Origin of the sequence: Hyalangium sp., assembly GCF_035629615.1 — a bacterium.
Taxonomy (GTDB): domain Bacteria; phylum Myxococcota; class Myxococcia; order Myxococcales; family Myxococcaceae; genus Hyalangium.
This window is the reverse complement of the sequence record NZ_DASPHO010000801.1, coordinates 1-23769: the sequence shown is the minus strand read 5'-3', so window position 1 is coordinate 23769 and position 23769 is coordinate 1. Positions and strand designations below refer to the sequence as shown.

The 23769-nt window shown below is 67.1% G+C and carries 13 protein-coding genes and 1 pseudogene; 11 read left to right on the top strand and 3 right to left on the bottom strand.

The features are described 5' to 3' along the window. Window positions 1–230 (bottom strand): annotated as a pseudogene (locus VD972_RS40360) (serine/threonine protein kinase); the annotation flags it as partial. 113 nt (window positions 231–343) lie between these two features. Here VD972_RS40360 and VD972_RS40355 point away from each other — a divergent pair. The 3 genes from VD972_RS40355 to VD972_RS40345 are packed head-to-tail and all read left to right on the top strand — an operon-like array spanning window position 344 to window position 3683. Beyond that, window positions 344–1600, top strand: coding sequence for a DNA glycosylase AlkZ-like family protein (locus VD972_RS40355; RefSeq protein WP_324994488.1), 1257 nt, complete (start codon window positions 344–346; stop codon window positions 1598–1600). A gap of 15 nt (window positions 1601–1615) precedes the next feature. Further along, on the top strand, window positions 1616–2659 hold the full coding sequence (locus tag VD972_RS40350) for a trypsin-like serine peptidase (protein ID WP_324994487.1): 1044 nt from the start codon (window positions 1616–1618) through the stop codon (window positions 2657–2659). A 13-nt stretch (window positions 2660–2672) separates the two neighbouring features. Next, window positions 2673–3683 carry a trypsin-like serine protease gene (locus VD972_RS40345; RefSeq protein WP_324994485.1) on the top strand — a complete coding sequence of 337 codons (1011 nt, stop codon included), beginning with the start codon at window positions 2673–2675 and terminating at the stop codon, window positions 3681–3683. Window positions 3684–3694: 11 nt separating this feature from the next. Here the strand turns inward: VD972_RS40345 and ppk1 are convergent, their stop codons facing one another. Continuing rightward, window positions 3695–5857 (bottom strand): polyphosphate kinase 1, encoded by a 2163-nt coding sequence (ppk1, locus tag VD972_RS40340; RefSeq protein WP_324994483.1) that lies wholly within the window; start codon window positions 5855–5857, stop codon window positions 3695–3697. 164 nt (window positions 5858–6021) lie between these two features. On the opposite strand from ppk1, the gene VD972_RS40335 reads away from it, so the two are divergent. From VD972_RS40335 to VD972_RS40310, 6 genes are all read left to right on the top strand, one after another. Beyond that, window positions 6022–9288, top strand: coding sequence for a TonB-dependent receptor (locus VD972_RS40335; protein ID WP_324994480.1), 3267 nt, complete (start codon window positions 6022–6024; stop codon window positions 9286–9288). Window positions 9289–9312: 24 nt separating this feature from the next. Then, complete coding sequence (locus VD972_RS40330; protein WP_324994478.1) at window positions 9313–10071, top strand: hypothetical protein; 759 nt, start codon at window positions 9313–9315, stop codon at window positions 10069–10071. A 61-nt stretch (window positions 10072–10132) separates the two neighbouring features. Beyond that, window positions 10133–11326 carry an NAD(P)/FAD-dependent oxidoreductase gene (locus VD972_RS40325; protein ID WP_324994476.1) on the top strand — a complete coding sequence of 398 codons (1194 nt, stop codon included), beginning with the start codon at window positions 10133–10135 and terminating at the stop codon, window positions 11324–11326. A gap of 200 nt (window positions 11327–11526) precedes the next feature. Continuing rightward, complete coding sequence (locus VD972_RS40320; RefSeq protein ID WP_324994474.1) at window positions 11527–12387, top strand: hypothetical protein; 861 nt, start codon at window positions 11527–11529, stop codon at window positions 12385–12387. 112 nt (window positions 12388–12499) lie between these two features. Beyond that, window positions 12500–14728, top strand: coding sequence for an SPFH domain-containing protein (locus tag VD972_RS40315; RefSeq protein ID WP_324994472.1), 2229 nt, complete (start codon window positions 12500–12502; stop codon window positions 14726–14728). 120 nt (window positions 14729–14848) lie between these two features. Next, window positions 14849–20344, top strand: coding sequence for a DNA repair ATPase (locus VD972_RS40310; protein ID WP_324994470.1), 5496 nt, complete (start codon window positions 14849–14851; stop codon window positions 20342–20344). 12 nt (window positions 20345–20356) lie between these two features. Here VD972_RS40310 and VD972_RS40305 read toward each other — a convergent pair whose 3' ends face one another. Next, window positions 20357–21079, bottom strand: a complete 723-nt coding sequence (locus VD972_RS40305; protein ID WP_324994468.1) for a YebC/PmpR family DNA-binding transcriptional regulator — start codon at window positions 21077–21079, stop codon at window positions 20357–20359. Window positions 21080–21098: 19 nt separating this feature from the next. Between VD972_RS40305 and VD972_RS40300 the strand changes: the two genes are divergently transcribed. Together VD972_RS40300 and VD972_RS40295 are read left to right on the top strand one after the other, a co-directional pair. Continuing rightward, window positions 21099–22853 carry a hypothetical protein gene (locus tag VD972_RS40300; RefSeq protein ID WP_324994466.1) on the top strand — a complete coding sequence of 585 codons (1755 nt, stop codon included), beginning with the start codon at window positions 21099–21101 and terminating at the stop codon, window positions 22851–22853. A 185-nt stretch (window positions 22854–23038) separates the two neighbouring features. Next, window positions 23039–23769, top strand: a 731-nt coding sequence (locus tag VD972_RS40295; protein ID WP_324994464.1) for a hypothetical protein, incomplete at its 3' end; no start/stop codon positions are given.

Sequence of the window (23769 nt, the reverse complement as noted above, 5' to 3'; positions counted from 1 at the left end):
TGGTCCTCATACCCGGGGATAGAGGGGGCCAAGCACCTCTGGAGCAGCTCGGCCTCGCGCGGGAAGCGTGGATCCAGGGGGCGGCGAGCCATCTTGAGGGCCACGAGGGGAGCCTCGGGATGTCCGGCACGCCGGGCCTGGAAGACGACGCCGAAGGTGCCTGAGTCCAGGCGCTCGAGGATGAGCCAGGGGCCCACGGTGGAGCCGGGCACGGGGGCGTCGTCGAACACAGGAGCCTCCATGTGAGGTGAGGAGTGTTGGACCCTACCCCATGGGGTGGGTGCGGCGCTATACCTGGGGCACAATTCCCCTGATTAGACTGGGCGCCCCTTGGAGGAAGCACATGGCCCGCGCCGCACCCGTCACACCCGCAGTAAAGATCTCCCTCGATCGCGCTCGCGCGTTCTGGCACCGCAGACAGGGGCTCGCCGAGCCCGTGAAGGGCAGCATCGAAGAGGTCCTCACGGCGACGAGCTGGCCTCGGACGCTCGGTGGCGTGGACGTGTATCTGGCGGTGCGAGCACGGATCCCGGGGATGCGCCGGCAGGATCTGGATGAGGCGGTGGCCCAGTCCCGGATCCAGGTCATCCCCGCCGTACGAGGTTGCATCTACGTGGTGCCTCGGGCGCAGGTGCCGCTCGTGCTGCGCGTGGCCGAGGATCAGGCGCGCAAGCGGAGCGAGCGGGAGATGAAGACGGTCGGGGTCGAGCTGTCCGAGCTGGCGGATGTCGGCGAGGCTGTGCTCAAGGCGCTCCGCAAGGGTCCGCTGAAGACGGACGCGCTCCGCAAGGCGCTGCCCGAGGGGGTCGCCCGGAGCTTGGGAGAGAAGGGGAAGAAGGTCGGCATCTCCTCGACGCTGCCGCCCGCCCTGCGCCACCTGGAGTTCGACGGGAAGGTGGAGCGCACGCTGGACTCCGGACGGCTGGACACGGAGCGGTACCACTGGCGGATTCCAGCGAAGAACCCGTTCACGGGCGCCAAGGTTCCGGCGGAGGCCGCCGAGCGGAACGTGCGACTCGCCGAGATCTTCGTCCGGCAGGCCGGGCCGGTGAGCGTGGCGGACTTCGCAGCCTGGTCGGCACTCTCGCAGCGCGATACCCGAGCGGCCTTCGAGAAGCTCCCCGTGGTGCCTGTGTCGGTGGAGAGCTACGCCAACGAGGCTTTCGTGATGGAGCAGGACCTGGCGGCGCTGAAGGAGGCCGCTCCCGGGGCAGCGTCCGTCTCGATGCTCTCGTTCGAGGACAACTACCTCACCGTCCACGGAGGGCCTGGGCTGCTCACCGATCCGAAGCACCACAAGCGCGAGGTGTCGAAGTGGGGAAACACGAAGGGCTCGACGCTGGGGGACGTGAAGCACGTCTCTGCGCGCACGGTGTTCGACGGAGAGCGGTTGGTGGGCTTCTGGGAGTTCGATCCGGCGTCAGGGAAGACCGTCTTCTCCACCTTCGACCCACTGCCCCCGAAGCGAAAGAAGGCGGTCCAGGAGGCTGCGGAGGACGTCGCCACGTTCCTCAAGGAGGATCTGGGCCACGCCCGCAGCTTCAGCCTGGACACGATGGAGCAGGTCCAGGAGCGTGCCGAGCTCGTGAAGAAGATGTAGGCTTCAGGAAGAGCCATGTCTGCCAAACCTCGCTGGCTGAGTTTTCAGTGGTCTCGCGTGAATCGCCCCCAAGGAGGGGGGCTTGCCCTTCTGTTCCTGGCGAGTTCTCTTTTTCTCCACAGCGCCTGCAAGGAGCGCAGTGCCTCGAGCTCAGCGGTAGCTGATGCCGCGGCCAGTGATGCAACGCACCGCGACGATGCAGGCAGCAGGCCCGCCGAGGTGGGAGCAGACATGCTTTGGAGGGATGATGGCGACCCGCTCGATCTGGGGGAACCCCTGGCCATCGACAATCGATTGATCAGGCTGGCGGGTGACCTGGATATCGACAATCGATATTCAGCGACGGTCTTCGTGACTGTCGGGTCCCAAGACAAACCCACAGGATTCTGCAGCGGAGTCATCATTGATCGCCGCCTTGTGCTGACAGCGGGTCATTGCGTTTGTACTCGGCGGGCGGTCACCAGTGCTGAGAAGCGTCAGATCATTGATACGTCACAGTGTGGACAGAGCGCGATGGTAGAGGCCATCAGCTACGCACCAACAAAAGTTGCGGGCGAGCTTGGAGGCTGGCGACGGTATGCCTACAAAGGAGTGATCCGGCCGCATCCCGAGCTGCAAATCCTGCTCGATGAGCAAGGGAGAGTCAGCTCAAGCCGAGGCGATCTCGCAGTCATTCACTTGCAAGCGCCTCTCCATCAAAATCTCCAGGTGCTCTCTCTCTCTGACACAGAGGTTCAAGTCAACGAGACCGCCATCATCGTTGGCTATGGGTACGATGAGACTCTGGAGATTCATGGGGCGGACCGCCGATACAGCAGAAACAAAGTCAAGGAAGTTCGTGTGCAGGGTGGAGAACGCGTGTTGGTAGAGCAGCCTGGGAGGCATCTCTATCGACAGGACAGCGGTGGGCCTTGTCTTCGCGAAGATGGAGCGGGGATGAAACTCATCGGCATCTCAGGCCGGAATCTCGGAGAGGGTGCGGCTTTCATCAGCATTCACGACCACAGGAACTGGCTGGCCGGAGAACTCCAGCGCGCGAGAAGCAGCGCTCATCCATAGATGGGAGTTGGGAATGCCTCATGAGAAGAGTCGTTTTGCGATGCTACTGGCCATCGTGGTGTTTGTGAGTGGAGGGTGTTCCGCTGCTTCGAACCCACTGAATACACCGCCAGACTCTTTCGCGGTGGGCGATGAGATTTCCATCGTGTCCGAGAGCACGATTGACAGCTTGAACCTCTATGGCTCTGCTGTGAAGGTTAAAACCACAATCTTCAATTCCATGAAAGGACATGTCGAGATGACCTGCAGTGGCGTGCTTGTTCACTCGCGGCTTGTGCTGACAGCAGGCCACTGTGTGTGCGACGCCCGTATGCCAAAGCCACCAGAACCCGTTGACACAACCATCATTGATCGGCGCGCACCATGCGCCAGAACCGCCACGATCACATTTCTGACCTACAAACCCATGGGAGTGGCGACGGAAGAAGTTCTCACGGATGCAGGCGACTCCGGCAACTCATACACAGGTGTTGTTCGTCCTCATGAAGGACTCAGGATCATCTACAAGGAAGTCATGGCAAAGGATGGTCGAAGGCAGAAATCCACCGCCTTCAGCCACGCGGATCTGGCGGCCATCATCTTGAATGAATCCCTCGAAGGGAAGGTCGCCTACGTCAAGCTCGCCACCGATCAGGTGCGCCGCTATGAGCAGGTCATTCTGGTGGGCTATGGGGTCCAAGGCATCGTCGGAGAAAAGCCTGGGATGAACCGTCGCTATGGCGAAAACTATGTCGTGTCCATCAAGTCGGATGGAACGACGTTCCAGATCGGGAAACAGGTCCGAGTCGACGACACCTATGATGGCGAGAGTCCCAGCTTGATGCGATCCTCAGGCTCCTACGCATTGCAGGGCGATAGTGGGGGACCCTGTTTCCGCAAGGCGGACACGGGCGTGGAACTCGTGGGGATTGCCAAATCCTTCACCCCGGGCGACTTCATGCTCTCGTCGTATACGAGCACGCCTACCTATCTGGAGTGGATCAACGAGAAGATCTCGGAGTCGAAGGCATCTCCTACGGACTGAAGGCTGCAGATTCATGAGGAGCGGGTTCTCCCGCTGGTGGCCTGTGCCATGCGGATGGCCCGCTCCATCAGCTCGCCCTGGGACCAGCGCTTCTCTCCACCCTGGGGCGTGCGCCGGCGCCATGTCCCGTTCGCCTCCAGCTCCCACGCATGCGTGTTGTCCGCGAGGCCCCGCTCGAGCAGGTCTCGCACCTGCGCCACGATCTGCCCATCCTCCACCGGCGTCAGCACCTCCACTCGGTGGTCCAGGTTGCGCGGCATCAGATCCGCCGACCCGATGAAGCACCGCGTCTCCCCGCCACGCTCGAAGAAGTAGATGCGCGAGTGCTCCAAGAAGCGGCCCAGCACGGACATCACCCGGATGTTCTCCGAGACCCCAGGCACCCCGGGCCGCAGGCAGCAGATCCCCCGCACGTTGAGCTCCACCTTCACCCCCGCGCGGGAGGCGTCATAGAGCGCTCGGATGAGCACCGGATCCACCAGCGCGTTCATCTTCATCACGATCCGCGCGGGCTGCTCCTTCGAGTGCGCCGCCACCGTGCGGCGGATCTCCTCGAGCAACCCCTCGCGCAGGTTGATCGGCGCCACCAGCAGCTTGCGGAACGACTGCGGCCGGGCAAACCCCGTCAGGTAGTTGAACAGGTCCGCCACGTCCGCGCCGATCTCTGGATCCGTCGTGAACAACCCCAGATCCGTGTAGAGCCGCGCCGTCTTCGGGTTGTAGTTCCCCGTCCCGATGTGCACGTAGTGCCGACTCCGCTCTCCCTCCCGGTGGACGATCAGGATCGCCTTGGCATGCGTCTTCAGCCCAGGGATGCCGTACACGACGTGCACCCCGGCCTCCTCCAGCGCCAGCGCCCACTGGATGTTCGTACGCTCGTCGAACCGGGCCTTGAGCTCCACCATGCACACCGCCTGCTTGCCCCCCTCCGTCGCGCGGATGAGCGCCGGCACCAGCGGTGAGCTGTCCGAGGTCCGGTACACCGTCTGCTTGATCGCCAGCACGTCCGGGTCCTCCACCGCCTCCGTCACGAAGCGCTCCACCGACGTGGCGAAGGACTCGTACGGGTGGTGCACCAGCAGATCCCCCCGGCGCATGGCCGCCATCACCGTGTCTTCCGTGTCGCCCTCCGTCCGCAGCCGAGGCTGCGTCACAGGCACCCACGGCGTCGCCCTCAGCTCCGCGAAGCCCGGCGTGCCCACCACCGCGTGGAGATCCACCAGCGCCAGCAGCCCCTGCTCCTCGTACACCTGCCGAGCCTCCAGCCCCAGCGCCTCCTCCAGCGGCTCGCGCAGCTTCGGGTTCATCCCCGCCTGCACCTCCATGCGGATCACATCTCCAAAGCGGCGCTGGCGCAGCTCGTCCTGCACCGCCACCAGCAGATCTTCGGCATCTTCGGACACCGTGAAGTCCGCATCCCGGGTGACTCGGAACGGCCCGTAGTCCAGCACCTCCATGCCCGGGAACAGCGCGCCCAGGTTGTGCGCGATGATGTCCTCGAGCGGCACGAACGCCGCTCCCTCTCCCTTCAGCGGCATGAAGCGCGGCAGCAGCTCCTTGGGCACCTTCACCCGCGCGACGGTCTCCACCTCCGCCTCCGGATCCCGCAGCAGCACCGCCAGGCTCACCGAGAGGTTGGAGATGTAGGGGAAGTGCCGGCCCAGCCCGATCGCCAGCGGTGTGAGCACCGGGAAGATCTGCTCGCGGAAGTGCCGGTCCACCTGAGCTCGGGCCTCCGCCCCCAGCTCCTTCATGGAGAGGATGCGCAGCCCCTTCTCCGCCAGCGCCGGGCGCAGCACCCGCTCGAAGCAGGCGCTGTGCCGGTGCCCCTGCTCGCGGATGCGCGCGTGCAGCTGATCGAGCGTCTCACCCGGAGTCGCTCCGTCAGGCACCAGCCGTGAAATGCCCCCGCGGTGCTGCTCGTGGAGCCGCGCCACCCGGATCATGAAGAACTCGTCCAGGTTGCGCGCGTAGATGGCGCAGAACTTCAGGCGCTCCAGCAGCGGCACCGAGGCGTCCTCGGCCAGCTGCAGCACCCGATCGTTGAAGGCCAGCCAGGACAGCTCCCGGTTGAAGAACAGAGCGCGATCCTGAACATCGACGCCCTCAGGAATCACGTCCCGCTCGAGGGTCTTCTGGCCGCCCGATCGGCGGGGAGAGGCGCGCTTGGGCATACCCGGCTCCTCAGGATGGGCATGGAGTCGGGGGGAGGGTAGGCCCTGTCCCTGGCACCGGGCATCGGCCCGCCACGCTTTTCCTGGCCTACTCGCCAGATGGGGTTTGGGCTTCCGTAAGGTTTGAGACAAAGTGCGCCCGGCACCTGCCGGAGGGGTCAAACTTGTCTAGACGTGCGTCTCTCGCTCGAGGGCTGTGTCTCGTGGCCGCGCTGTGCGGCTCCGCGGCGCTGGCCCAGGTTACCTCAGTCATCACAGGCACCGTCGTCGACGCGGCGACGAAGCAGCCAGTCGCGGATGTCGTCGTCACCGCCACCGCCCCAGGCCTCATGGGCGAGCAGGTGGTCGTCACGGACGCCACCGGGCAATACCGCCTCCCTCAGCTCCCCCCGAGCGCCTATACCCTCCGCTTCGAGAAGGAGTCCTACAAGCCCTACGAGCGCGGGAACATCTCCCTGCGCGCCAGCATCACCATCCGCGTCAACGTCGAGCTGCTCCCCGAGTCCTTCACCGAGACGATGGAGGTGGTCGCGGCCCCTCCCTCGGTGGACGTCGGGTCGAGCGCCGTGGGTGTGAGCGTAGACGCTGACTTCCTGCGCAACGTGGCCGTCATCCGCCCCGGCGGCAAGGGCTCGGCCACGCGCTCCTTCGAGTCCCTGGCCGAGCTGGCCCCCGGCGCCCAGGAGGATCGCTACGGCGTCAGCGTCAGCGGCAGCAGCTCGCCCGAGAGCCAGTACATCGTGGACGGCCTGTCCGTGAACGATCCCAGCGTGGGCACCGTGGGCACGCCGCTGTCCGTGGAGTTCGTCAAGGAGGTCAACGTCATCACCAGCGGCTACCTGCCCGAGTATGGCCGCTCCACGGGCGGCATCCTCAACGTCGTCACCAAGTCCGGCTCCAACGAGTTCCACGGCTCCGTCTTCGCGAACATGGCCCCGGGCTTCCTGCAGAAGGCGGGCACCGAGGTGAGGCAGGCCGGCTCCGTCATCAGCGCCCAGGGCCGCCCGTGGAACCTGGGGGATGTCGGCTTTGATCTCGGCGGGCCCATCCTCCAGGACAAGCTCTGGTTCTACGTGGGCTTCGCGCCGGCGTTCAACCGCGTCCGGGTGGAGCGGCAGCTCAGCACGCTGGACATCTGCACGGCCGTGGATGCGGCCAACGGCTGCAACGCGGTGGGGGCCGCCCGGATCGATCCCGAGACACGGTTCGCGGTGTCCACGCCCATCGAGGGCACCCAGGTCAACCGCTTCGCGGACGAGCGGAGCCTGCAGTTCACCAGCAAGCTGACCTACCTCTTCAACCAGGATCACAACCTCTCGGTCTCCGTCTTCGGCGTGCCGCGCTCCTCCGGCGGCACGGGCAAGTACTCCTTCAGCGATGACGGCGATCCGGAGGTGTGCGTCGGCCTGTCCTGCACCGGCTTCGTCCAGGGCTCCTACGAGTCCATCGCCACCCGGCGCGAGAATGACGCGCTGGACCTCGTGGCCCGGCAGTCCTCCTCGTTCTTCAACAAGTCGCTGCTCATTGACGCCACGGTCGGCTGGCACCACCAGAATGACTCGATCCTGCCGTCGGATGACTCGGGGCTGAACACCGGCCAGGGGCTCTCCAAGGAGCCCCGCATCAACTGGCGGCGGACGCGCAGGGCCGCGACCCAGGTGGGACAACCCGGGCGCGACTTCCACCCCATCACCGAGTTCGAGGCGATCCCCGATCCCTCGGTCTGTGACTCGCCCGAGGAGCTCCTGGCGGGCCCGGGCGTGACGGATCGCCGGGCGACGCGCTGCCCGGTGAGCGCATACTCCACGGGTGGGCCCGGCACCATCAGCATCCAGGAGCTGGACCGTGTCCAGGGCAAGCTGCTGGGCACGTACCTCTTCGAGTGGCGGGGCCACCACATCGTCAAGGCCGGCGTCGACGCGGAGCGGCTGAGCTTCTACAACAACCGCGCCCGCACGGGCCTGGCCCACTGGCAGGAGTGCACGGACGGCTCCTGCTTCTTCAGCCTCAACCAGTACGGCTACCTGGAGGCGCCAGATCAGCCTGTCTTCCTCGAGACCAAGGAGGGCACCTCCACCTCGATGACCGTGGGCGGCTTCATCCAGGACAGCTGGTCCGTCCTGGACAAGTTCACCGTCAACGTCGGCTTCCGCTATGACGTGCAGACCGTGTGGGGCCTGGACGACAAGGTGGGGCTGCACCTGCCCAACCAGTGGTCGCCCCGCGTCGGCGTCATCTACGATCCGACCCAGCAGGGGCGCTCGAAGCTCTTCGTCAACTACGCGCGCTTCTTCGAGAGCATGACGCTGGACATGGCGGATCTCTCGTTCCCGCAGCAGCAGCTCATGTCCGCCACCTATGACGCACCGGACTGCAACCCCGCGGACCCCGTCTCCCTGCAGACGGCGTGCGCCAGCGACGACACCCGCCAGGCCATCGGCAACCGGGAGAGCCCCAACCAGTTCTGGGACGTGGAGGGCGGAGATCGCGTCCCGGTCGATCCGAACATCAAGCCCCAGTCCATGGACGAGTTCGTCGTCGGTGGCGAGTACGAGCTGTTCCTGGGCCGCCTGGGCCTCACGTACACCCGGCGCCAGCTCAACGACGTCATCGAGGACATGAGCCGGGATGACGGCAGCACCTTCTTCATCGGCAACCCCGGCAAGGGCTACTCCACGGACTTCCCGCAGGCCGTCCGCAAGTACGATGGGGTGACGTTCTATTACCAGAAGGACTTCTCGAACCACTGGCTCGCCCAGGCCAGCTACACCTGGTCCCGCCTGGAGGGGAACTACTCGGGCCTGTTCCGCGCGGACACCGGCCAGCTCTCGCCGAACCTGACGCGTGACTTCGACCTGCTCTCGCTAACGTTCAACCGGTATGGGCTGCTGCCGGGAGACCGGACGCACAGCCTCAAGGCCAACCTGGCGCGGGAGTTCATGCTCACCCCCGCGACGAGCCTCAACATTGGAACGAGCTACCGGGGCCGCTCCGGCACGGTGATCAACGTCCTGGGCGCGCACCCGCAGCGCAGCGGCGCGGAGACCTTCATCCTGCCGCGCGGCAGCGGCGGCCGGCTCCCCTGGGTCCACAACTTCGACACACACGTCGGCTTCAGCCAGAAGCTCGCGGGCGACTACGTGGTGACGCTGTCGCTGGATGTCTTCAACCTCTTCAACTTCCAGCAGTACACGGCCGTGGATCAGAGCTACACCTTCACTCGCGTCCACGCCATCGAGGATGGCAGCGCCTCCATCGGCGACCTGGAGAGGTGCCGGGATCAGGACCCCAGCCTGCCGTGCGACAAGGTGCTCACGGCCACCGCCACTCCGGTGCCCATCCTCTCCGGGGAGATCAACCCCAACTTCAAGCGCCCGATTGCCTACCAGTCGCCGCGGTCCATCCGCCTCGGCGCGAAGCTCAGCTTCTAGCCTGCTGCCCGGAGAACACCTTCCATGATGCTCAAGATGATGGGACTGCGCGTGGGCGTGGCGGCGATGGCCGTAGCGGCTGGCGCGTGCAACACAGAGGATCCCGAGCGGCAGTGCTCGGTGGCGAGGGCCGTGTCGGACGGCTCCACCGGCTCCTTCGCCTCGACGTTTACGCTGAAGGAGGAGGCGTCGCACCCGGATCGCCCGTGCACCCTGCTCAAGTCGGAGCCCGTGGGGCTCCAGAAGTACTTCAGCCGGGAGCCCGCCGCGCCGGACACCGTGGCCATTCGCACGGATCGGATGGGGAGGCTCGTGACGCAGTACGCGTCACGCGTGGACCCTGCGTCCGCGGGCGAGCCTTACGCCGCGGGCGCGCTGGCGTCCGAGTCTCCAGGGCCGGACAACTTCTGTGACGTGCCGGAGCTGTCTCCCGCGCGGCTGGAGGTGCCGGCCACCAGCAGCCTGCCGGCCCAGAGCTTCGCCTACGAGTGGTCCAACCTGCGCGTCTACAACACGCCGGAGATCCCCGGGACGCAGTTCGTCGCGGACCTGCGCTACATGGAGAACGGGTGCACCGCGGAGTACAGCGTGAAGGGCATCTGGCCAGTGGTGAGCTGTGCCACCGCTGGGAAGCCGGACGAAGCGAAGTGCGATCCCTACCCGGACTTCAACGTGGGCCGGCTCCGCGGATCGGGCATCAACCCGATCTTCCCGGTGAAGTGCGATCCCGTCGCGCTCATCTGCGTGCTGACAGGAGAGGTGCCTTCCGACAAGAAGCCCTGATTCGGAGGGCTTGTGGAAGCCGGACACGGATCGAGCCAGGGACCTAGCGTCCGTGAGGCCTATGCCCAAGATGTACGATGTCGCGATCGTCGGCGCGGGGCCAGCGGGCGTCTCGACGGCGCTCTTCCTGATCCATCGGCGGCCGGAGCTTGCCGGGCGCATCATCGTTCTCGAGAAGGCCACCTTCCCTCGCGACAAGTTCTGCGGGGGCGCGATGGGTGCTCGCGCAGACGCCTGGCTGTCCGAGATCGGCGTTCACGTGGACGTGCCCTCGGTGATGATCGACGGGATCTCTCTTGCTCTCACCGGTGGCACTGTGCAGCGCCGCATGGGCCGCATCGGCCGCGTCGTGCGGCGGATGGAGTTCGATCACGCGCTCGTCCGCGTCCTCATCGCGCGCGGCGTCCAGCTGATCGAGGGCGCCCGGGTGACAGCTCTGACCCCTGGCACTGACGCGGTTCATCTCGACACGTCAGCCGGAGCATTTCTCGCCAAGGCAGTGGTCGGGGCCGACGGCGTGGGCAGTGTCGTGCGGCGGAGCCTGGGCCTACCGTTCGGCGACCTCCTCGCGCAGGTGGCAGAGGTCGACACGGAGCCCGTTCCGGGCGACCCACCTCGCGACGTGCTCCACTTCGATGCCTCGAACCGGTCGCTGGTCGGGTACAGCTGGGACTTTCCCACCCTGGTGGATGGCAAGGCGCTCGTGTGTCGCGGCGTCTACGTGCTGGGGATTGGCAGAATGCCAGGGGCGGACGCCACACAACTGCTCGCCGAGCGGCTCGAGGAGCGGGGGCTTCACCTCAGCGACTATCGCGTCAAGCGCTTCTCGGAGCGCGGCTTCGAGGTCCACCGGCCGTTCGCCGCTCACCGCATCCTCCTGGTGGGCGAGGCGGCGGGGATCGATCCCCTCGTGGGTGAAGGGATCGGGCAGGCGATCGAGTACGGAAAGCTCGCGGGAGATTACCTGGCGGCCAGGCTCGGCGGCAGGGAGCTTCGTTTCGACGACTGGACGAAGCACGTGGCGCTCTCGGCGCTGGGGCTCCACCTCAGCGCCCGCGGCGTGCTCGTCTCGGGTTTCTACGGAAGGCCCCGGCCCACGGTGGAGCGGCTTCTGCTCACCGTGCCGGGCGTGACGCAGCTGCTCATGTCCCTGTTCGCGGGACGATCGATCACGCTGGGGACCCTCGCGCGCGTCGCGGGCGAGAGCGGCCTGCGCCTCGCGGGGCAGGTGCGCGGGGCCTTGGCCAGACGCTGAACCCCAGCCTCCGGACTCCGCTCTGCTGCAAGCGCTCGATGTGGGTCATGGCCTCTCTTGGATGGGCAGCCTGCTTCCCTGCTGCAATGCACTACAGGCCGGTGGCCTGCGGAGCAGGCAGGCGGCTTAAGATTCGGGAGGGCTTTCCTGTCCGCCCCCTTGCTGGTCTAGACTTCCGCGCAACTCCCGCCCTAGGGCCGATGACCCCCTTTCTCGAGTCCATCCTCGCGTTCCCCACCGTCTTCTTCACCATCCTCATGGGGGTGACGCTGACGTACTGGCTGTGCGTCATCCTGGGCGCGGTGGGGATCGACGCGCTCGATGCAGATGTGGATGTCGATGTGGACCTCGCAGCAGGTGCCAAGGCCGCCGGAGGCCTCCTCGAAGGCGGCGCCAAGGCCGCTGGAGGCCTCCTCGAAGGTGGCGCTAAGGCCGCCTCGGGTGTGTTCGAGGGTGCCGACGGCCATGCCGGCCACGGCCATGCCGGCCACGGCCACGATCACGACGCGGATGGGGACGGTTCGGGACTCTTCGCCTCCCTGGGCTTTGCTGGCATCCCCGTCACGATCTCCTTCAGCTTCGTCATCTTCGCGGCCTGGATCCTGTCCATTGCGAGCCGCCCCACGGCATTCAGTCTGCTCGGCTCCATCCTGCCGGGTGCCGTCGTCGGAGGCGGCCTCTTCGTGCTGTGCTCGGTGCTCGGCACGCTGGCGGCGTCACTCGCTGTGCGGCCGCTGCGCCCCGTCTTCATCGCCAAGCAGGCTCCTGGCCGGGACTCGCTCATGGGGCGCGTGTGCACCATCAACAGTGGCAGCGTCGACACCACCCACGGCCACGCCACCTTCGAGGATGGGGGCGCCGGCCTGATCCTCAACGTCTTCTGTGACAGGGACAACCAGCTCAAGCGCGGCGACAAGGCGCTCATCCTCGGCTACGACCCGGCCCGGGATGTCTACGAGGTGGAGCCCGTCGACTTCCTCCTCCCCGAGGAGATCGCCCAGATCCACGATCCGGTGAAGGCCACCGCGATCGCCGCTCGCGCCAGGGATCGGGTGCACTAACACTTCCCGCGACACCTCATCGTCGCTTCACTCGCAGCCCGGAGAGCCGTTTGCGGGGGACTCCGGACGCGTCAGCCAAAGCCCGCCGTTTCTCAACCGAGTAAGGATCGCAATGGATCTGGATCTTCCCACAGTCGCCGGAGCAATTGGTGTCGGCAGCGTCGTGCTGTTCGGCACCCTCTTCACCATCGCCCGATTCTACCGGCAGGTAGATCAGGGCAAGGTGCTGATCATCAACACGCTCAAGAGCGAGCCCACCGTCACCTTCACGGGCGCGGTGGTGATCCCCATCATCCACCGCGCGGAGGTGATGGACATCTCCCTCAAGACGGTCGAGATCGATCGGCGCGGCAAGGAGGGCCTGATCTGCAAGGACAACATCCGCGCGGACATCAAGGTCACCTTCTTCGTGCGCATCAACAAGACGCGCGAGGACGTGCTCAAGGTGTCCGGCGCCATCGGCTGCGCGCGCGCCAGCGACCAGCAGACGCTGGAGAACCTCTTCGAGGCCAAGTTCTCCGAGGCCCTCAAGACGGTGGGCAAGCGCTTCGACTTCGAGGATCTCTACACCCAGCGGGACGAGATCAAGGACGAGGTCGTCAAGGTCATCGGCCGCGATCTCAACGGCTACATGCTGGAGGACTGCGCCATCGACACGCTGGAGCAGACCCCCATCGAGATGCTGGACAAGGACAACATCCTGGACGCGCAGGGCATCCGGAAGATCACCGAGCTCACCACGGTGCAGAACGTCAGCACCAACGAGTTCCGGCAGGACGAGCGCATGGCCATCACCAAGCGCAACGTCGAGTCGGACGAGGCCATCTTCGCCCTCGAGCGCCAGCGCGCCGAGGCCGCCGCCAAGCAGAAGCGTGAGATCGAGAGCATCCAGGCCCGCGAGACAGCCGAGGCTGAGCGCGTGAAGTCCGAGGAGCACGCCAAGTCCGAGCTGGCGCGCATCAAGGCCGAGGAAGAGATCCAGATCAACGAGCAGAACAAGCAGCGCCAGATCGAAGTGGCCGGGAAGAACCGCGAGCGCGTGGTGGGAGTGGAGACCGAGCGCGTCGACAAGGATCGGATGCTCGAGGCCATCAACCGCGAGCGCGAGACGGAGCTGCAGCGCATCGCCAAGGAGAAGGCGCTCGAGACGGAGAAGAAGGCCATCGCGGACGTCATCCGCTCGCGCATCGCCGTGGACAAGACGGTGGCCGAGGAAGAGGAGCGCATCAAGGATCTGCGCGTGATGGCCGAGGCCAAGCGCAACAAGGAAGCGCTGCTCATCAACGCCGAGGCCCACGCCCAGGAGAAGCTGGTCAAGGACATCAAGGCCGCAGAGGCCAGCAACGAGGTGTCCAAGTACCTGGCCAAGGAGCGGCTCACCCTGGCCGAGGCCGATCTGGAGGCCGCGGACAAGACGGCCAAGGCGAAGGTGCGGCTGGCCGAGGGCATCCAGGCCGAGACGGCCGCCGAGGGCCTGGCCAACGTGCGCGTGAAGGAGGCAGACGCGGTGGCCAGCGAGAAGCAGGGTCTGGCCAACGTGCGCGTGAAGGAGGCCGAGGCCGAGGTCATCAAGAAGCAGGGCCACGCGCAGGCCGAGGCCATCCGCGAGCGGATGCTGGCGGAGGCCGCCGGCGAGCAGGAGAAGGGTCTGGCCAAGGCGCGCATCCTCGAGGCCGAGGCTGGCGCCCTCCAGAAGAAGCTGCTGGCGGAGGCCGCCGGCGAGCAGGAGAAGGGCCTGGCGCACGCGCGTGCCCAGGAGGCCGATGCGGGAGCCATCCAGAAGCGTGGCGAGGCCGAGGCCGTCGCCATCCAGGAGAAGCTGATGGCCGAGGCCAGGGGCCTGGCCGAGAAGGCCACCTCCATGAAGGCGCTGGACGGCGTGGGCCGGGATCACGAGGAGTTCCGCCTGCGGCTGGCCAAGGAGCGCGACGTGGAGCTGGAGGCCATCCGGGTCCGCAAGGACATCGCGGAGGCGCAGTCCAGGGTGCTGGCCGAGGCCATGAGCCACGCGAAGTTCCAGATCGTCGGCGGCGACGGCCAGTTCTTCGAGCGGTTCGTCAAGGCGGTGACGGTGGGCGCTTCGGTGGATGGCGCGCTCGATCACGGCGAGGCGCTCCGCAAGGTGGCCCAGCCCTACCTGTCCGGCGAGAAGGATCTCTCCGCGGATCTGAAGGAGATCCTCTCCAAGCCCGGGCTCACCAACGACGCGCAGAACCTGGCGGTGGCGGCGCTGCTGCACCGCATGGTGGCCAACTCCCCGCCTCCGCAGGCCGCCGCTCAGCCGCAGGCGGTCGTCGAGGGCAGCGCCCGGCCGGCCTCCGTGGGGAAGTCCACGGAGTAGGCCCCAGCGCTCCCAACCGTAGGCAAGCCTCGCTCCCCTCCTTCTCCTGAACGCGAGAGGGCAGGGGGCGAGGTGCATCTCTCTCTCGACTCGATCTCTGGTCCTTCCCGGTGAACTTTCATGGCAACTGACGGCGCGAAGCCCACGGGCAACGCCCCTGCTGGCGAGACGACGCTGGAGGGCGGCAGCTACGAGGTGATCCGCGCCCGCCTGCTGGCTCAGGCGGAGGAGCTGGGCACCCGAGCCGCCGATCTCAACGCGCGGCGCAAGGCGCTCTTTGGCGGCACCGAGCTCACCGTCATCGGCAACGAGCGGGTCCGCACGGAGAACAACTGCGTCCCGCGCGACATCGTCAGCGTCGGGAAGTACCTGCTCTTTGGCTACAACGTCTTCATCGGGCTGAAGAAGGAGACGGTCGTCGCGGACGTCTTCTCGCTGCACAAGTTCGAGAGGACGGAAGAGGGCTTCGATCTCTCTACCGTGGCCCCCACGGAGGCTGGCGGCTTCCTGACCGACGCCCGGTTCGTGAAGGACTTCGGAGAGCTCTACAAGTACTACAAGGACGCGAAGCTGCTGCAGCTCAGCCGCACCGAGTCGCGCCTGCTGGCCATCTTCAAGACAGGCCAGACGCTGCGCGACATCAAGGTCTTCCGCTTCAGCGTCGACGTGGAGGGCCGGGCCACCTACATCGACAACCAGGGCGAGCGCGATCTCGTCCTGCCGCCGTCGCATGACTTCGAGTGGACGGTGACGCGGCGGGAGAACTACGTGCTGGGCTCCCACCCGCACGTCAACATCCTGGATCAGGTCTTCGTGGAGACGGTGAAGGGGGATCTCACCGTCAAGGTGGAGGACAACACCAGCTCGGGCCTGGGCATCTACAGCGAGCCCGTGGAGGACGCGGATCAGTCGCTGGATGACGCGGAGATCGCCTACGCGCAGGTGGGCGGGCTGATCCTGCTGCGCGTGCTGCCGTTCCGGGAGAAGGCGCACCGCTACCTCGTCTTCAACACGCGCACCCAGCACGTGGTGCGCATCGACGCGATCGGGCTGGCGTGCGTCCGGCTCCCAGAGGATCAGGGCGTCATCTTCCCCGGCGGCTTCTACCTGCAGACGGGGGACTACAAGGTCTTCGAGGGCTCCACCGAGGAGATGGAGTTCACCAAGGCCATCCGCTCGCCCAACGGCGAGGACGTGCTCTACATCTTCCACCGGCGCGAGGAGGGCAGCTACGTCCTCTTCCCGTACAACCTGGTCCGCAAGGAGGTGCAGAACCCGCTGCTCGGGCACGGCTTCAGCCTCTTCGCGGACGGGGGCCTGGTGATCTTCCGCAACACCTCGAGCGAGCCGACGCGCGTCCACCCGATGCAGATCTGGCAGACGCCCTTCGTCTCCGCCGAGCACGCCGCCGCCGCTCCCGTGGTGCCCGGCTACCTGGGCAAGGTGGGCAACGCCGAGCTCGTGCGTGGCATCTCCGACGCGCTCACCCTGCAGCGCAGCGCGAAGACGGAGAAGCCCACCCGGCGCATCTATGAGGATCTGATCAGCTCGGTGACACGCGCGCTGGACGCCTACTACTGGCTCACGCACGCGGAGGTGGGGCTCCAGGCGCCCATGGAGGCGCTGCGCCGCACCTCCGAGCTCATCATCGACGAGTTCGAGAAGGTCCAGGCGCTGCAGAAGCGCGCGGTGACAGCCATCACCGACGCCGAGGCGAAGCAGCAGGCCTTGATGCTGAAAGTCCGGCCCGAGGAGCTGGCGAACGCCGAGGCCTACATGCAGGCGCTCACCGAGCTGCGCCAGCAGCGGGGCCACCTCATCACGCTCAAGGAGATCCGCTACATCGATCTCGCCCGGCTGGAGGTGCTGGAGAAGCAGGTCGTCGAAGAGACGGACCGGGTCAGCGCCGAGTGTGTGACGTTCTTCCAGAAGGGCGAGGCGCTCCAGCCGGTGGCCGAGCGGCTCGAGGTCCTGCTGGCGAAGCTGGACCCGGTCCAGACCACGGTGGAGCTGGCTCCGCTCGGCGAGGACATCGAGAAGGTGGGCAAGGGCCTGGAGGTGCTGGGCGAGGTGGTGGGCGGGCTCCAGGTGGGCGATCCACTGGCGCGCGCGAAGATCCTGGAGGGTGTCTCCGAGCTGTTCTCCCGGCTGAACCGGGTACGCGCCGGGCTCCAGGTGAAGCGCAAGGAGCTGGTGAGCCGCGAGAAGCGCGCGGAGTTCGGCGCCCAGTTCAAGCTGCTGGGGCAGAACATCGAGAGCGCCCTCTCCGTGGCGGACACCCCGGAGAAGTGCGACGAGGGCATGTCGCGCATCACCGTCCAGCTCGAGGAGCTGGAGGGGCGCTTCGGGGAGTTCGATGAGTTCCTCGATCCCATCACCCAGAAGCGGGAGGAGCTGCTCGAGGCGTTCGGCGCGAAGAAGCAGGCTCTGGTGGACGAGCGCCAGCGCCGCGCGCAGAACCTGTTCGGCGCCGCTGAGCGCATCCTCGTCGGCGTACAGCGCCGGGCGAAGTCCTTCAAGTCGGACGACGAGCTGAACACGTACTTCGCGTCGGACGCCATGGTCCAGAAGCTGCGGCAGCTCTCCGAGCAGCTGATGGAGCTGCAGGACAGCGTCCGCTCGGACGAAGTGCTCTCGCGCATGAAGACGGCGCGCCAGGACGCGCTGCGGGCCCTGAGGGATCGCCAGGATCTGTTCGAGGACGGCCAGGCCGTCATCAAGTTCGGGAAGTACCGCTTCAACGTCAACACCCAGGCGCTGGAGCTCTCGCTGCTGCCGCGCGACGGCTCGCTCTCCCTGCAGCTCACGGGCACGGACTACGCCCAGCGCATCGAGGATCCGGCGCTGGAGCAGTACAAGGAGCTCTGGGAGCAGCACCTCGTCTCCGAGACGCGAGAGGTGTACCGCTCGGAGTACCTGGCCGCGAACATCCTCGCGGATGTGGAGGAGGGGAAGGGGAGCCTGAGCCTCACGGCCCTGCACGAGGCCGCGGCCCTGGGCACCCTCATGGAGACGGTGCGCGCGTACTCGGCCGAGCGGTTCGACGAGGGCTACGAGCGCGGCATCCACGACGCGGACGCCGCCACCCTCCTGGAGAAGCTGCTCACCCTGCACCAGGGCGCGGGCCTGCTGCGCTTCGCCCCCACCTCGCGCGCCTGGGCGGCCCTCTACTGGGCCTTCGACTCGGACGAGGCCGGGCGCGCCATCCTCCACCGCCGGGCGCGCAGCCTGGCCCGCCTGCGCTCGGTGTTCGCCAGCGCCGCGGAGCTGACGTTGCTTGGCAACGAGCTGGGCGAGCACGTGGGGGCCTTCCTCACGGCCAACAAGATCGCTCACTCGCCCGCGGAGGTCCGCCAGGCCGGCCGCTACCTCATGGAGGAGCTCGGGGCGGAGCGGCCGCGCTTCACCACCAGCACCGAGGCGGTGGCGGTGAAGGACGCCTTCCTCGCTCAGCTCGATCGGCAGGCGAGCCGCTCGGCCTTCGAGGAGGACTTGCGGGGCCTGGAGAAGAACCTGCCCGAGCGCCTGCGGATCGCCCGGGCGTGGGTGGACGGGTACCTGGCCCAGCGAGAGGGTGGCGCGGGCGAGGCGGCGCACGTGGCCGTGGAGGCCGCCGTGCTGCTGCTCACCGAGCGCAAGCTGGACCGCCACGAGGCGGGCGCGCTCACCTCACTGGAGGTGACGGGGCTGTTGGGGCAGCACTCCCGCATCACGGACCGCAAGATGATGTTGCGGCTGGACGAGTTCCTCGCGCGGCTGGGCGAGTTCCGGCAGCTCCGGGTGCCGGCCTACCACTCCTACCGCGGCCTGCTCCGGGATCTGCTGGAGCGCGAGCGCAGGAAGCTGCGGCTGGAGGAGCTGACCCCCAAGGTGCTCTCGTCCTTCGTGCGCAACCAGCTCATTGACGGGGTGTACCTGCCGCTCATCGGCGCCAACCTGGCCAAGCAGCTGGGCGCGGCGGGGGAGAACAAGCGCACGGATCGCATGGGCCTGCTGCTGCTCATGTCGCCGCCTGGCTACGGCAAGACGACGCTCATGGAGTACGTGGCGAGCCGGCTGGGGCTGACGATCGTCAAGGTGAACGGCCCGGCGCTGGGGCACTCGGTGAAGTCCCTGGATCCAGCGGAGGCACCCAACGCCACCGCGCGGCAGGAGGTGGAGCGCATCAACCTGGCGTTCGAGATGGGCAACAACGTCATGCTCTACCTGGACGACATCCAGCACACGGACTCGGAGCTGCTCCAGAAGTTCATCTCGCTGTGCGACGGCCAGCGCCGCATCGAGGGCGTGTGGAATGGGCGCACGCGCACGTATGATCTGCGGGGCAAGAAGTTCTGCGTGGTGATGGCGGGCAACCCGTACACGGAGACGGGCGAGCGCTTCAAGATCCCGGACATGCTCGCCAACCGCGCGGACACCTACAACCTGGGCGATATCCTCGACGGGAAGGAAGATCTGTTCGCGCTGAGCTACATCGAGAACTCGCTCACCTCGAACCCGGCGCTGGCTCCGCTGGCCACGCGTGATCCGGGGGACATCCAGAAGTTCGTCCGGATGGCGCGGGGCGAAGAGGTGAACACGGGCGAGCTGTCGTACGGCTACGCGGCGGCGGAGATCCAGGAGATCGTCGCGGTGCTGCAGCGACTCTTCCGCGTGCAGAAGGTGCTGCTGAAGGTGAACCTGCAGTACATCGCCTCGGCGGCGCAGGACGAGCGCTTCCGGAGCGAGCCCGCGTTCAAGCTGCAGGGCAGCTACCGCAACATGAACAAGCTCGCCGAGAAGGTCGTGGCGGCGATGACCGACGAGGAGCTGGAGCGGCTCATCGACGACCACTACCAGGGAGAGTCCCAGACGCTCACCACGGCGGCGGAGCAGAACCTGCTCAAGCTGGCGGAGATGCGCGGGCGGCTCTCGGCGGAGAAGGCGAAGCGCTGGGAGGAGATCAAGCAGGGCTTCACACGGATCAAGCGCATGGGCGGCAAGGAGGACGATCCGGTGGCTCGCGTGACGGGTCAGCTCAGCGCCATCGAGGAGCAGCTGGGCGTGGTGGGGCAGGCGGTGTCTCAGGCGGCGGAGACGGTGCGCAAGGGCCAGCAGGAGAAGAAGCCCGGGCCGGATCCTGTGGCCGCCTTCACGCCGCGCCTGGAGGCGCTGCGGGAGGCCGTGCTGGAGGTGGCGAAGGTGGCGCGCGAGGTAAAGGACACGCCTCCGCCCGCGGCAGTGGTGAACGTGCCTCCGGGGCCGGACCTCACGCCGTACCTCCAGCATCTGGCGAAGGTGCTGAAAGCCCTGGCCGAGCGCTCGCTTCAGGCTCCCACGGCTGCGCCCGCGGCCGCGCCGGAGCTGGGGCCGTACATGGAGCAGATCTCGAAGGCGATGGCGGCCATGGCCGAGCGGCCGGTGCAGGTAGCTCCCGCGCTTGCGAGGGCCGCCTCCGCGCCGATGCCAGCGGACCTGCCCAGACAGGTCTCGCTCATCCAGGCCGCGCTCGAGCCGCTGGAGCGGGCGGCGAAGCGCAGCCTCCAGGCTGGGAACGAGGACCTCAAGGCGATGCAGGTGTGGCAGTCCGTCACCGAGGCGCTGGCGCTGGTCCAGGCCATCATCCAGCTGCGCTGAGCCCCAGCGCCGTCAGGCGAGGTTGTGGAAGACGCGCTGCACGTCTTCGTCCTGCTCGAGATCATCGACGAGCTTGAGGACCTCGGTCGCCTTGTCCTCGGGCAGCTCGACGGGGGTCTGCGGCACGTACTCCGAGTCGGCGAACAGGGCCGTGAGGCCGCGGCCCTCGATGGCCGCCTGCAGCTTCCCGAAGTCATTGAAGGCGCAGCGGATGACGATCTGCTTCTCGCCCTTCTCGCCGGTGCTCTCGCCCATCTCCTCGAGCCCGTGGTCAATGAGGTCCAGCTCCAGCGCCTCGAGGTCCAGGCCCTCGGGGCTCAGCCGGAAGACGCCCATGCGCTTGAACTGGAACGCCACGCTGCCTGTCGTGCCCAGGCTCCCGCCGTTGTTCTTGAAGTGCATCCGCACGTTCGCGACGGTGCGCACGACGTTGTTGGTGGCGGTCTCGACGATGACGGCGACGCCGTGCGGCCCGTAGCCCTCGTAGAGGACGACATCGTAGCTCTCGGCGTCCTGGCCGCTGGCGCGCTTGATGGCGCCCTCGACCTTGTCCTTGGGCATGTTGGCCGCGCGCGCGTTCTGGACGGCGCGCCGCAGGGCAGGGTTGGTGTCGGGGTTCGGGCCCCCGGCCTTCACCGCGATCGCAATGTCCTTGCTGATGCGGGTGAAGACCTTGGCCATCTTGTTCCAACGGGCGAACATCGTCGCCTTGCGCGTCTCGAATATGCGTCCCATAGCGGCCCTCTTTGTATCATTGCTCCACCTCCAGCGCTTCCCGAGAGTCCTCCCGGCGGCCCTCGTCCTCGGGGCCGTGCTGAGCCTGCCCTCGCTCGGGGTGGGCTTTTTCGGGGATGACTACCTGCACCTCGCCATCCTCGACGGACAGCCCGCCCCGGCCACGCCCTTCGACCTGTTCACCTTCGCCAGTGGCAACCCGGCGGAGACGTGGCACTGGGTCGAACGCGGCCCGTATCCGTGGTGGACCCTGCCCGAGCTGAAGCTCGCGTTCTGGCGCCCGCTGTCGAGCGCACTGATGGTGCTCGACCACGCGCTCTTCGGGAGGAACCCGGTCCCGTACCACCTCCACTCGATCCTCTGGTACCTGCTGACGATCGTGGCCGCGGCGGGAGTCCTGCGCCGCCTCCCAGGAGCCGCAGGCGGGCTCGCGCTTCTGTTCTTCGCGCTGGATGAGACCCACGTGTTCCCCGTCATGTGGGTGGCCAACCGCAACGCGCTCGTGGCGACGGCGCCGGCCCTGTTCGGCCTCTGGATGCACCTGAGGTGGCGAGAGCAGGGCTGGCGCCCCGGCCTCCCCCTGTCCCTCGTGGGCCTGGCTACTGGCCTCCTGGGTGGAGAGACCGCGCTCGGCGTCTTTGCCTACCTGGGGGCGTATGAGCTCCTTGGAAATCCAGGGCCTGTGGGGGCCAGGGCTCGCGGGCTGCTCCCTGCACTGCTGCTCGGTGTCGGGTACTTCCTCGTGTACCGCGCGCTCGGCTACGGCGCGCAGGGCTCGGGCACGTACTTCGATCCCGTCGCGGAGTGGCAGCAGTACCTGCCCGCGCTCGTCACGCGCATCTCCACGCTCATGGCGGGGCTGTTGTGGGTCCTGCCGCCTGAGCTGTGGGTCCTCGCGCCGAGCCTCCGTCCGCTCCAGCTCGTCGTCGGCTGCATCGCAATTGCCGGAGTAGGGGGCCTGATCCTCGCAGTGCGCCGCACGCTGAGCACGGAGGAGTGGCGGCACACGCGGTGGCTCGTGGCCGGTGGGCTGCTCTCGCTGCTGCCCGTTGCCGCCACCTTTCCCGCGGGACGGCTGCTGCTGGTGCCGAGCCTTGGTGCCTCCGCGCTCCTGGCGGTGCTCGCCCTGGGCGTCTGGCGGGCGCTGCCTGGCCTGAGAGGGTGGAGGAAGCTCTCCCTCGGAGCGGTAGCTGCGGCGATGCTGGGTGTGCAGGGGCTTGCCACGGTGGTCTGGGGCCTCTATCCGTATGTGCTGAGGACGATTGGCGACCTGAGCCTTGAAGCCATCGCCCGGATCGAGGTGGACGAGGCCCGGCTGGCACAGCAGCGGGTGGTGACGCTGGTCGTGCCGGACCCGGTAATCGGCCTCTATCCCGCCATCATCCGAGCCGCCCAAGGGCGCTCTCTCCCGAGATCCTGGCTGCCGCTGTCCCTGGCCCCCTACGATCATGTCTTGCACAGGACGGGCGATGCGGCCCTCGAGCTGTCCCTGCCGGACGGCCGCTTCCTGTCCACCGAGCTGGAGCAGCTCTTCCGCGGGCCCGCGTTCGCGATGCGCGTGGGAGAGCAGGCCACGGTAAAGGGCTGCCGGGCCACCATCCTCGAAGCGGAGGGGGCCTGGCCCAAGCGGATCCGCTTCGAGTTCGACATGTCGCTAGACGATCCGGACCTGGTCCTGCTCACACAGCAGGACGGTACGCTCAAGCGGCTGCGCCCGCCTCCCGTGGGTGGGACGGTGACGCTGCCATGGGTGCAGCAGATCATGGACCGGTGATACGTACCCACGAAACCTCCCAGAAGGAGTTGGTGAACCCGATGAACGCTTGCCGCGCCGTGCTTGTGTTGACATGCGTCGTGCTCCCGCTTGGGTGGGCGCATGCGGCTCCTGCCTCCGTCGTGACCCAGTGGGCGGACAAGGAGTGCCCGCCCGCGAGTGACACGAAAGCGCGGGAGGGAGCCATGTCTCCTCGCTCCAGATGCCTCCGGACTGCGGCGCTCGCGGCGGAGCAGCGGCGCTCCAAGGAACTCCTGGCGCAGTCCGGCGAGAGCTCCCACAGCCAGTGGAAGTCGCTCCAGTTCGCGCTGAATGATTGGATCTTGGCAGTCTGCTCCATGAAACCCCAGATCGCCCACCTGGACTGGACGAGCGGGACGGTTTCGCTCAGTCCGGAGAGAGGCAGGCTCGAGCAGCAGTGCACGGAGTTGCTCCTGGGGTGGCGAGGCCAGCTCGCGGATGCGCAGGCCCGGCGTGACGCCAACGCCCTGGCCGCGGGGCTCGCCGCGCTCGAAGCTCAAGCGCAGGCCGAATCTGCACCTGCTCCCGAGCACATTGCCACGGCCTGCGAGCTGGCACACCGGGCGATGGAGCGTCCGCCCGGACCGAGGGTTCCGGAGTCCAGAGTCATGACGCAGACCGATTGGGAGCAGCTCACGGCGAGCCTGGCCAACAGCTTCGAGGACACCCGGTCCATCGCCGAGCTGCAATGTGGACTCATGACCCACGGCGGTGTCACCCCGCCCGAGAAGTGCCAGGCACGCTTGGAGGCTGCCCTGAGGGGTCAGCTCACGCCCATCATTCGATCCCTGGAGAAGGCCGCGAGGACGGCAGACCCAGTGCTGCCAGGTGCGCAGCCGACTGGCTCGGCACCGAGAACCTGGGAGTCGGTGTACCCGTGCGCGTGGGACAAGGG